This is a genomic window from Deltaproteobacteria bacterium (assembly GCA_012522415.1).
Lineage (GTDB): Bacteria > Desulfobacterota > Syntrophia > Syntrophales > JAAYKM01 > JAAYKM01.
On sequence record JAAYKM010000005.1, the window covers coordinates 23,186 to 33,523 of the forward strand.

At 55.3% G+C, this 10,338-nt stretch carries 8 protein-coding genes and 1 tRNA gene; all 9 read left to right on the plus strand.

Annotated features, from left to right (window positions below; translation table 11 throughout):
- The first annotated feature begins 2 nt into the window (after positions 1 to 2).
- The 9 genes from iorA (at position 3) to GX147_00605 (ending at position 9,938) form a co-directional block, all read left to right on the plus strand.
- Complete coding sequence (gene iorA, locus GX147_00565; GenBank protein ID NLN59204.1) at positions 3 to 1,796, plus strand: indolepyruvate ferredoxin oxidoreductase subunit alpha; 1,794 nt, start codon at positions 3 to 5, stop codon at positions 1,794 to 1,796.
- A gap of 3 nt (positions 1,797 to 1,799) precedes the next feature.
- The gene (locus tag GX147_00570; GenBank protein ID NLN59205.1) at positions 1,800 to 2,378 is read left to right on the plus strand and encodes an indolepyruvate oxidoreductase subunit beta; all 579 of its coding nucleotides are present in this window, start codon (positions 1,800 to 1,802) and stop codon (positions 2,376 to 2,378) included.
- 64 nt (positions 2,379 to 2,442) lie between these two features.
- The gene (gene ispG / locus GX147_00575) at positions 2,443 to 3,513 is read left to right on the plus strand and encodes a flavodoxin-dependent (E)-4-hydroxy-3-methylbut-2-enyl-diphosphate synthase (GenBank protein ID NLN59206.1); all 1,071 of its coding nucleotides are present in this window, start codon (positions 2,443 to 2,445) and stop codon (positions 3,511 to 3,513) included.
- Between the two features lie 294 nt (positions 3,514 to 3,807).
- Positions 3,808 to 5,532, plus strand: a complete 1,725-nt coding sequence (locus GX147_00580) for a proline--tRNA ligase (protein ID NLN59207.1) — start codon at positions 3,808 to 3,810, stop codon at positions 5,530 to 5,532.
- 66 nt (positions 5,533 to 5,598) lie between these two features.
- A complete protein-coding gene (locus GX147_00585; GenBank protein ID NLN59208.1) occupies positions 5,599 to 7,749 on the plus strand; it encodes a bifunctional (p)ppGpp synthetase/guanosine-3',5'-bis(diphosphate) 3'-pyrophosphohydrolase in 2,151 nt (716 codons plus the stop codon).
- Between the two features lie 76 nt (positions 7,750 to 7,825).
- Positions 7,826 to 8,521, plus strand: coding sequence for an N-acetylmuramoyl-L-alanine amidase (locus tag GX147_00590; GenBank protein ID NLN59209.1), 696 nt, complete (start codon positions 7,826 to 7,828; stop codon positions 8,519 to 8,521).
- 15 nt (positions 8,522 to 8,536) lie between these two features.
- Positions 8,537 to 9,262 (plus strand): ribonuclease PH, encoded by a 726-nt coding sequence (gene rph, locus GX147_00595; protein NLN59210.1) that lies wholly within the window; start codon positions 8,537 to 8,539, stop codon positions 9,260 to 9,262.
- Positions 9,259 to 9,849 (plus strand): XTP/dITP diphosphatase, encoded by a 591-nt coding sequence (locus GX147_00600; GenBank protein ID NLN59211.1) that lies wholly within the window; start codon positions 9,259 to 9,261, stop codon positions 9,847 to 9,849. Before rph ends, GX147_00600 begins: the two co-directional genes overlap by 4 nt.
- A 12-nt stretch (positions 9,850 to 9,861) precedes the next feature.
- Positions 9,862 to 9,938 (plus strand) — tRNA-Pro (locus GX147_00605).
- The last annotated feature ends 400 nt before the right edge of the window (positions 9,939 to 10,338 follow it).

The following is a 10,338-nucleotide window of genomic DNA, read 5'->3' on the forward strand; positions in this document are numbered from 1 at the left end:
CAATGAAAGTTCTGATGTCAGGAAACGAGGCGATCGCCCGTGGCGCCTACGAACACGGAGTCCGTTTCGCCGCCGGGTATCCCGGGACACCGAGTACGGAGATCATGGAGACCTTCGCCCGGTATGAAGGCGTGTACGCCGAATGGTCGCCCAACGAAAAGGTTGCCCTTGAAGCCGCAATCGGAGCGGCCGTAGGCGGCGAAAAAGCCATGGCCGTCATGAAACACGTCGGGGTCAATGTTGCGGCCGATCCCCTGTTTACGGTAAGTTATACCGGAACGAATCGGGCCCTTGTCATTATATCCGCCGACGACCCCTCCATGCACAGTTCCCAGAACGAACAGGATAACCGCAATTACGCCAAATTCGCCAAGGTTCCCATGCTGGAGCCCTCCGACAGCCGGGAGGCGAAGGCATATATCAAGGTCGCCCTCGACCTGAGCGAGGAGTTCGATACCCCCGTATTTTTGCGGACGACGACCCGGGTGGCCCATTCGAAATCCATCGTCGAACTGGAAGAGCCAATTCCGTGGGAAGACAAGACGGGGGTGAAAATCAACGCGGCTAAATATGTTATGGTACCCGGCAATGCACGGGTGCGCAGGCAGGCGCTGGAGACAAGAACGGCGGCCTTAAAGCAATTTGCCGAAAAAACGCCTCTGAACCGGGTCGAGATGGGAAGCAGGGAGGTGGGCATCATTACATCGGGCATGCCCTATAATTACGCGAAGGACGCCTTTCCGGACTATTCCTATCTGAAGCTCGGCATGCCGTACCCGCTGCCGGAGAAGCTTATCCGCAATTTTGCCTCAAAAGTGAAAAAGCTTTACGTGGTCGAGGAACTCGATCCGTTTCTGGAAGAGCAGATCAAAGCCATGGGTATCGACGTTACAGGGAAATCCATATTCCCCTTTGCGAATGAATTTGATCCCGGCATCGTCTCTTCCGCCATCAGCGGATGTGCCGAGATCGGCGCCATCCCTGCGGCACCGGATGTCCCCCCGCGACCGCCCAATCTCTGCCCGGGCTGTCCGCACCGGGGTGTGTTTTACGTTCTGGGAAAGCTGGGCGCCTTCGTATCCGGTGATATCGGCTGCTATACCCTTTCCTTCATGAAACCCCTGGAGGGCCTCCATTCGACGGTCTGCATGGGGGCAAGCATCGGCATGGCCCATGGCATGAGCAAGGCCCTCGGTGACGGGGGAAAAGGCAGGGTCGTTGCCGTCATCGGCGATTCCACGTTTGTCCATTCGGGCATGACGCCTCTTTTGAATATGGCCTACAACGGGAGTGATGCGGTGGTCGTCATCTGTGATAATTCCACCACGGCCATGACGGGGATGCAGGAACATCCGGCCACGGGTTACACCCTCCAGGGGCGGCCGGCCAAAAAACTGGATTTTGCCGCTCTGGCCGGGGTTTTTGGTATCGAGAATGTCGAGACCGTCGATCCGTTTGACTTAAAGCAGGTCCGGAAGGTCATGAAAAAGGAGCTGGCGGGCACCGGTCCTTCCGTCGTCATCGCCGAAAGCCCCTGTGTCCTCTTCCGTCGGGCCAATCCCGTCATCGGGAAGCCGCTCATGGTCGATCCGGAAAAATGCAACGGGTGCAAGCTCTGTCTCGGCCTGAGTTGCCCCCCTATTTCATGGCGTCCTTTTTCCGAAATGTCGGAAGGGACCTACGAAAAAAAGACGAAAAACCAGGAAGGGATTGCCTTTATCGAAAGCGTGTACTGTACGGGATGTACGCTGTGTCAGCAGCTGTGCAAGGCTGGGGCGATTGTGGAGGAGGAATGAGCCATGAAGAATAACGTGACCAGCGTCTATATGGTTGGTGTCGGCGGCCAGGGAATCATCCGGGCGAGCGATATTCTCTGTGAGGTCGTCATGAGATCGGGCCTCGACGTCAAAAAAAGTGAAGTCCACGGTATGGCTCAACGGGGCGGCAGCGTTACGAGTCACGTCCGTTACGGAGAAAGGGTTTACTCGCCCCTCGCCGCGAAAGGCGGGGTCGATATTCTCGTGGCCTTTGAAAGACTGGAGGCTCTGCGTAATCTGGATTATGTGAAGCCAGACGGACGGGTCATCATGAGTGAACTCGAGCTCTATCCCCCGGCCGTGAACCTGGGTGTGGCGCCCTACCCGGAAGGGGTCGCCGAGACAGTCCGGAAACGGGTGTCGGACGTGAAGGAAATCAACACCACCCGGATCGCCGTCAAGGCCGGCAATATCAGGGCTGAAAATACGGTTCTTTTGGGGGTCCTTTCTACCTATCTCGACGTCGACGTCAGGATATGGAGCCAGGTGCTCCACGATTCTTTTCCGCCCAAGCTGCGGGATGTGAACCTGCGGGCGTTCGAGGCAGGACGGGCCGCCTGACGGACGGAACGACCACCTATCCAAGGACTTTGAAGGGGCGGTATTTCCGGGGACGGTGAAGCAGATGCAAAAAAGGAAAACGACCAGAACCGTCCATGTCGGGGATGTACGGATAGGCGGTGATGCCCCGGTGGCAGTCCAGTCCATGACCTCCACCGACACCCGTGATGTACAGGCGACATGCGAGCAGATCGGGAAACTGGCCGGGGCCGGCTGTGAGATTGTCCGGGTAGCGGTTCCGGATCTGGAGGCCGTCTCTGTTTTATCCGAAATTCGCAGGCGATCCCCCCTCCCGATTGTCGCCGATATTCACTTTGACGACCGCCTGGCCCTGCTGGCCATTGGTCAAGGCGTGGACGGCATCCGTATCAATCCCGGCAACATTCCCAGAGAAAAGTTCAAGGACATTGCTCTGGCGGCCAAGGACCGTGGCGTTTGCATGCGGCTGGGCATCAACGGCGGTTCCCTCGAAAAAGACCTCCTGGCCCGGCATGGCGGCCCCACGGCACCGGCTCTCGCGGAAAGCGCCTTGCGGAGTGTCGCTTATCTGGAGGAGCTGGGGTTTGGCAATCTCAAGGTATCCCTGAAATCGTCGAACGTGGCAACCATGATCGATGCCTGTCGGGTGTTTTCGCAGAAGTGTGACTATCCCCTGCACCTGGGCGTATCCGAAGCCGGGACACTCCTTCCCTCTGCCATGAAATCCTCCGTGGGAGTCGAGATTTTGCTGGCCGAAGGGATCGGTGACACCATCCGGGTGTCGGTGACGGGTGATCCGGTTCAGGAGATGGCCGTCGCCTGGGGAATTCTCCGGGCATTGAACCTCCGTGAACGGGGCCCTGAAATCATCTCCTGCCCGACCTGTGGACGCTGCGAAATCGATCTTCCGGCTTTGGTAAAGGAAGCCGAGCGGAAATTGGCCCATGTGGAAACACCGCTGAAAATCGCCCTGATGGGATGCGTGGTGAATGGTCCCGGCGAGGCGGTGGAGGCGGATATCGGGATCGCCGGCGGTAAAGGAAGCGGAATGCTGTTCAAGAAAGGGCGGGTCGTACGAAAAATCAGGGAGTCGGAATTTATCCCGGTTCTTCTCGCCGAGGTCGAAAAAATGGCGGGTAAAATCATCGTTCATTGATCATATTCTTTTGCAAAGGGGACCGGTTTGCTTCCTCGTTTTCTCTTCCCCTAATCAAATCCTCAACAGCGCGGCCGAAGGTCCGGCATATCAAAGGAAGGGTGCCGATATCTCGTGGGGAAACCTCATTTTGTCCAAGGTCCATTACCGGTGCATGGCTGAGCGGATGGCCGCAACGTGACTCCGGGGTTTTTGGATGCATTCCGGCGCCGGTTATGGTACCTTGAAACCGCATTCTCTTTTCCTGCATCAAAAGCACGGGAGCGCGGAACAATCATTCATCGGGGAGGCGTCATGCGCTATTCGAATCTTTTTTTACCCACCGTCAAGGAGGTTCCCTCCGATGCGGAAATAGCCAGTCATCAGCTGATGATCCGGGCGGGCCTGATCAGAAAGTTGACCAGTGGCATTTATTCTTATCTGCCCCTTGGCCTGAGAACCGTTCGGAAGGTGGAGCAGATCGTACGTGAGGAGATGAACCGGGCAGGCGCCCAGGAGGTCTTCCTGCCCATGGTCCAGCCGGCGGAACTCTGGCAGGAATCGGGCCGCTGGGTTTTCTACGGCAAGGAATTGCTGCGTTTCCGGGATCGGCATGACCGTGAGTACTGTCTGGGCCCGACTCACGAGGAAGTCATCACCGATCTTGTACGCAACGAGATTAAAACGTACCGGCAACTTCCCCGGAACCTCTACCAGATTCAAACGAAATTTCGTGATGAAATCCGGCCGCGTTTCGGTGTTATGCGCTGCCGCGAATTCAGTATGAAGGATGCGTACAGCTTCGACGCCGATGACGAAGGGGCCGATTTGAGTTACGGCAGGATGTTTGAGGCCTATCAGCGGATTTTTGCCCGTTGCGGCCTGGTGTTCCGGTCCGTCGAAGCCGATACGGGTTCCATAGGCGGTAGTTTTTCCCACGAATTCATGGTCATGGCGGCCTCCGGTGAAGACGGGATTGTTTACTGCGACCGTTGCACTTACGCGGCGAACCTGGAAAAGGCTGAGGTCTCGGAACCGGAGGGGCCTTCGGCCGACAAGGGAGCCCTGGCGCCCCTGGAGGAGGTGCATACCCCTGGCGTCAGGACCATCGAAGAGGTCTGCGCCTTTCTGCGGGTTACACCGGCCGATGTGGTCAAAACACTGATCTTCAATGCCGACGGCAAGGCGGTGGCCGTCCTGGTCCGGGGCGACGAGGAGGTCAATGAAATCAAAGTCCGGAATTACCTGGGATGTGATGAACTGGAATTGGCGGGGGACGATATGATCCTCGCCGTCACGGGATCCCCCAGGGGGTTTGCCGGTGCTGTTGGAATTGGAACCCGTATTATCGCCGATTACTCCCTCATGGGCATGAAAAACATGGTCATGGGGGCCAATCGTGAGGATTACCATGTGAAAAACGTCAACCTGGACCGCGATTTCAGGGCCGACGAATTTGCCGACCTCAGGGTGGTCCGGGAAGGTGATGTCTGTCCCCGCTGCCAGGGAACGCTCACCTTTGCCCGGGGCATCGAGGTGGGGCATGTGTTCAAGTTGGGGACGAAATACAGCAAAGCCCTGAAGGCCGTCTATCTGGACAAGAACGGCAGGGAACAGGTCATGGTCATGGGATGTTACGGTATCGGCATTACCAGAACGGTGGCCGCCGCCATTGAGCAGTATCATGACGACGATGGCATCATCTGGCCCGTGCCAATCGCTCCGTTCCAGGTGATCATCACGCCGGTGAACAGCAACGAAAAAGCCCTGTGCACGGCGGCGGAGGATCTCTATCGGAGCCTGGCGGACAAAGGGGTGGACGTACTTCTCGACGACCGGGATGAGAGGGCGGGGGTTAAATTTAAGGACGCCGACCTGATCGGCATTCCTTATCGTGTGACGATTGGGCCCAAAAAGCTCGCGGAAGGAAAAGTCGAAGTCAAGAATCGTAAAACCGGTGACGTGCTGGATGTCGATCTCGCCGGGGTGACGGATTATCTGGCGGCGGCCGTCAACACCGAGCTGGAAGGATTGGGCTGAGGTTCTGTGGATGGTTTGGCGTTTCATTTGGCGTTTCAGTTGTGTCCATTGATTTGAAGAAACCCTATGCTGCGTATCACCGACATCCTGGATGAAGCCGGGACATATCTCAACCCCGATGACCTGGAAATCATCGAAAAAGCCTACATCTATTCGGCGACGGTTCATCAGGGACAGGTACGCCTCTCCGGAGAACCCTACCTGACCCATCCCATGGAAGTGGCGGGGATTCTCGTCGGCATGGAAGTCGATGCGGCGACGATTGTGACGGGGCTGCTCCACGATACGGTGGAGGATACCCTGGCCACCCTGCCTGAAATCGAGGAGGCCTTCGGGAAGGATGTCGTGTTTCTCGTCGACGGGCTGACCAAAATCAGCAAAATCACCTTTGAAAGCAAGGAAGAACGTCAGGCGGAAAATTTCCGCAAGATGATCCTGGCCATGTCCACGGATATCCGGATTCTTCTGGTTAAGCTGGCCGACCGTCTTCACAACATGCGCACCCTGGAGTTTCATCCCCCTGAAAAACAGAAGTACATCGCCAAAGAAACGATGGACCTCTTCGCCCCCCTGGCGAATCGCCTCGGGATAAACTGGATGAAAACCGAGTTGGAGGATCTGGCGTTCCGCTATCTGAATCATGAGGATTACAATGAACTGGCTCGGCGGGTGGCGAAAAAGAGGGAGGAACGGGAACAGTACACGGAGGAAGTGCGCAAAATCATCGCCGATGAAATGGCGAAGTACGATCTGAAGTGCGAGGTCGAGGGCAGGCCCAAGCATTTTTACGGAATCTACAAGAAAATGCGGGAGCAGCGAATCGACTTCGACGAGGTATATGACCTGACAGCCTTTCGGGTCATTCTTGATTCCGACAAGGAAAAGGACTGCTATGAGGCCCTGAGCATCGTTCACGCCCACTGGAAGCCGATTCCCGGGCGGTTCAAGGATTATATCGCCATCCCCAAGGTAAACAACTACCGTTCCCTGCACACGACGGTTATCGGGCCGTACGGCGAGCGGGTCGAAATTCAGATTCGCACGCGGGAAATGCACGAGTGGGCGGAAGAGGGGATTGCGGCGCACTGGCGCTATAAGGAAAAACGGTCCCTTTACCAGGGAAGCGATGAGGAGCAGATCAAAAAACTCCGGGAGCTTCTGGAGGTGCAGAAGGATCTGACGAACCCGCGTGAATTCATGTCCAACCTGAAGCTGGCCCTGTTCCCGGACGAAGTGTACGTCTTTACGCCCGACGGTGATGTCCGTTCATTTCCCAAGGGTTCAACGCCAATCGATTTTGCCTACAGTATCCATACGGATGTCGGTCATCAGTGTATCGGCGCCAAGGTCAACCGGAGCATTGTTCCCCTGAAGTATGAACTCCAGAACGGCGACACGGTGGAAATCATCACCCAGTCGGGCCATCACCCGAGTAAGGATTGGTTGAAGTTCGCCGTGACTTCCCGGGCCCGGCAGAAGATCAAATACTGGATCAATACGGAAGAACGGATCAAAAGCATCGCCCTCGGCCGGGATCTGCTGGAGAGGGAATTCCGGAAGCGAAATCTCAAATACGGTCAATTTATCAAGTCCGAAGAAATCAAACAGATATACGAGGATTATTCACTGAATTCGCTCGACGATCTCCTTGCCATGGTGGGTTATTTCAAGTTGTCGCCGAAGAGGGTCGTCAACTACATGCTGCCGGAACCGGAAGAGGAAGGCACGGAAGAAAAGTCGGCCCTGCCTGTCAGGAGAAGGGATCGCCCCAAATCATCCGCCGGCATCTCCCTTACCGGTATCGAGGATATCTTGGTCCGTTTCGGCAAGTGCTGCGATCCGATCCCCGGCGACGAAGTTCTCGGCTTCGTTTCACGGGGGCGGGGCATCACGGTGCATAAGGCCGATTGCCCGAATATTCAGGGGGCCGAGCCGGACCGCCTTGTCGAGCTGGAATGGAACATCAAGGAACGTCACACCTACCCGGTTCACATCCGGGTGGTGTGCAAAGACACAAAGGGCGCCCTGGCGGAGATCAGCGCCGTTATTGCGTCGTCTGATGTGAATATCAGCCAGGCCCATGTTGACACGGGAGATTTGAGTGCCGTCCTCAATTTCCGGGTTGAAGTCAGTGACTTGGACCAGTTCAATAAGATCGTATCGGCAATAAAACGTATCAAAAACGTGCAATCTGTCGAACGGCTTCGACATGTTTAGTCGAATTCGCGGTTGACAGGGCGCATTTTTTTGCTGTAAGAGGCTCAGTCATCAATCGGGGAGTACACGGAACATCATGAGATCCACCTTCTTGAAATCCATCTTTTTCTTTATGCTGCTTCTGTTTGCCGTTTCTCCCGAAATTTTCGCACAATCGGCTGCGCAGGGTGGTTTCAGGGTGCTGATCGATCCCGCCCACGGTGGAGCAGATCCGGGGGTCATCCTGCCTGACAAGACCGCGGAGAAGGACATCACCCTTGCCCTGGCCGTTTCACTGAAGAAGTATCTCGAAGAGAGCGATCCGCGGATCAAAGTCTCCTTGACCCGATCGTCTGATAAAACAGTTTCCATTGCTGACCGCCGTAACATGGTTAAAAAATACAAGGCGGCCCTGATGGTCAGCCTCCATGCGAATGCCGGTTTTGGTCCTGACGCATCGGGCTACGAGATCAGCCTGCCCGGGCTCAAGCATCTTGGTGGAAGCGCCTCAGGCGAAGGTGTGGTCACGAATATGGAGAGAACAAAATACGCCAACGACAGCATTCGTTTGGCCCAATTGATCCAGAAAAATCTGGAAATTATTTTTCCCCGGAAGGGACGCGGGATACGGGAAGTTCCCGTTCTGGTTTTGATGGGTCTATCCGTGCCTTCCGTTTGTGTGGAAGTGGGTTTTCTGACGAACAAGGACGACAAGGGCAAAATTCTGGACAAGGATGCTCAGAAGGATGTCGCACGATCCATCGGCCGGGGTATTCGCGGTTTTTTTGATTGATGGAGAATGAGGATCATGTCAAGGTCTGGCGGCCGTTTGAGCAATGAGATTCGGGATTTGAAAATTACCAACCGGTTTCTCGAGTTTTCCGAGGGGTCGGTCCTCATCGAAATGGGGCACACAAAAGTGCTCTGTACGGCAAAACTCGAAGAACGGGTGCCGCCGTTTCTGAAGGGGACGGGCAGAGGCTGGTTGACGGCCGAGTATTCCATGCTGCCCGGGTCGACACCGGATCGGACCGCACGGGAAAACTCGCGGGGCGGTGTCGGCGGCCGAACCCATGAAATCCAGCGCCTGATCGGACGATCGCTGCGGGCGGTCACGAACCTGGATGTGCTGGGCGAAAGGCAGATCTACATCGATTGCGATGTACTTCAGGCAGATGGCGGGACCCGTACCGCCTCCATCACAGGGGCCTTCATCGCCCTCGCCGAGTTGTGCCGGAGTCTGGTGCGGAAAGAGATCATTGCCGAAATGCCCCTGCTGGACTTTGTCTCCGCCGTCAGTGTCGGCGTCGTGGATGGGGAAGTCCTGCTGGATTTGGAATATGTGGAAGATTCGCAGGCGGAAGTGGACATGAACGTCGTCATGACCGGATCGGGACGTTTCATCGAGGTACAGGGGACGGCGGAAGGGGAGCCTTTTGAAAGATCGGTGATGGAACGGCTGATCGATCTGGCCTCGGAAGGAATCCGGACCCTGATAGAGAAGCAGGAAGAAATTCTGGGGGATGTAATCTGAAACGTCTGGTCATTGCCTCGAAGAATCGGGGGAAAATCGAGGAAATTCGTCATGTTCTCGATATGCCGGATATGAACATCCGATCCCTGGCGGACTACGATGCGGTGCCGAGGGTTGTTGAAAACGGACGGACTTACCTGGAAAACGCTTTGAAGAAAGCGAAAGCGTACGCCGATTTTACAGGCGAAGCCGTGCTGGCCGATGATTCAGGGCTGGAAGTTGATTCCCTTAATGGAGAACCGGGGATTCATTCAGCCCGTTATGCCGGCCCCGACGCCACGGATGAAGAAAACTATCTGAAACTGCTGAAAAAAATGGAAGGAATTCCTCCGGAAAAGAGGGGGGCCGGGTTCCGATGTGTCCTCGTTTTATACCGGCCGGGTGGCCGTTATGCATCTTTCGAGGGGTTCTGGCGGGGGATGATTCATACGAAGCCCCTTGGAAACAAAGGGTTCGGTTATGATCCCGTCTTTTTTCTGCCTGATCAGAGGCTGACGGCTGCGGAACTGCCGCCGGAAATGAAAAATGCGCTGAGTCACCGGGCGCAGGTGCTTGATCTGTTCAGGACATGGCTTCAGAACCACTGAAATTTACACTGTCGGGGCGTAGCGCAGCCCGGTAGCGCGCCTGCTTTGGGAGCAGGATGTCGCAGGTTCAAATCCTGCCGCCCCGACCAATAAAATCAAGAGGTTATGGTTTGCCCGTAGCCTCTTTTTTATTTTTGCTTGCGCCTATTGGTTGCGGTTTTGGTCTTTTGGGTGTAAATTTTTCTTCAATTTGAGTCAAGGCCGCCCGCTGGGATTCGTCTATCGAATGGAGGTAAATTTCTCTTGTCTTGGGGCTCTTGTATCGCAATAAACCGGATATTGCTTTCAGAGCCACTAGAGCTCACTGTGGAGTGTGTAAACCGGAAAAGCGAACGGTGGCGGCTTGTTTAAGGACCCTGGTGTAGTCGTATCTGAAAAACATCATAACCATTTAATATTAATTGACAATGATCATTTTTTATGCGATGTAATTTGCAAGATTTTAACCCTTAACCCCTATTTTTCTTGCAAATTACACAGATGAAACCA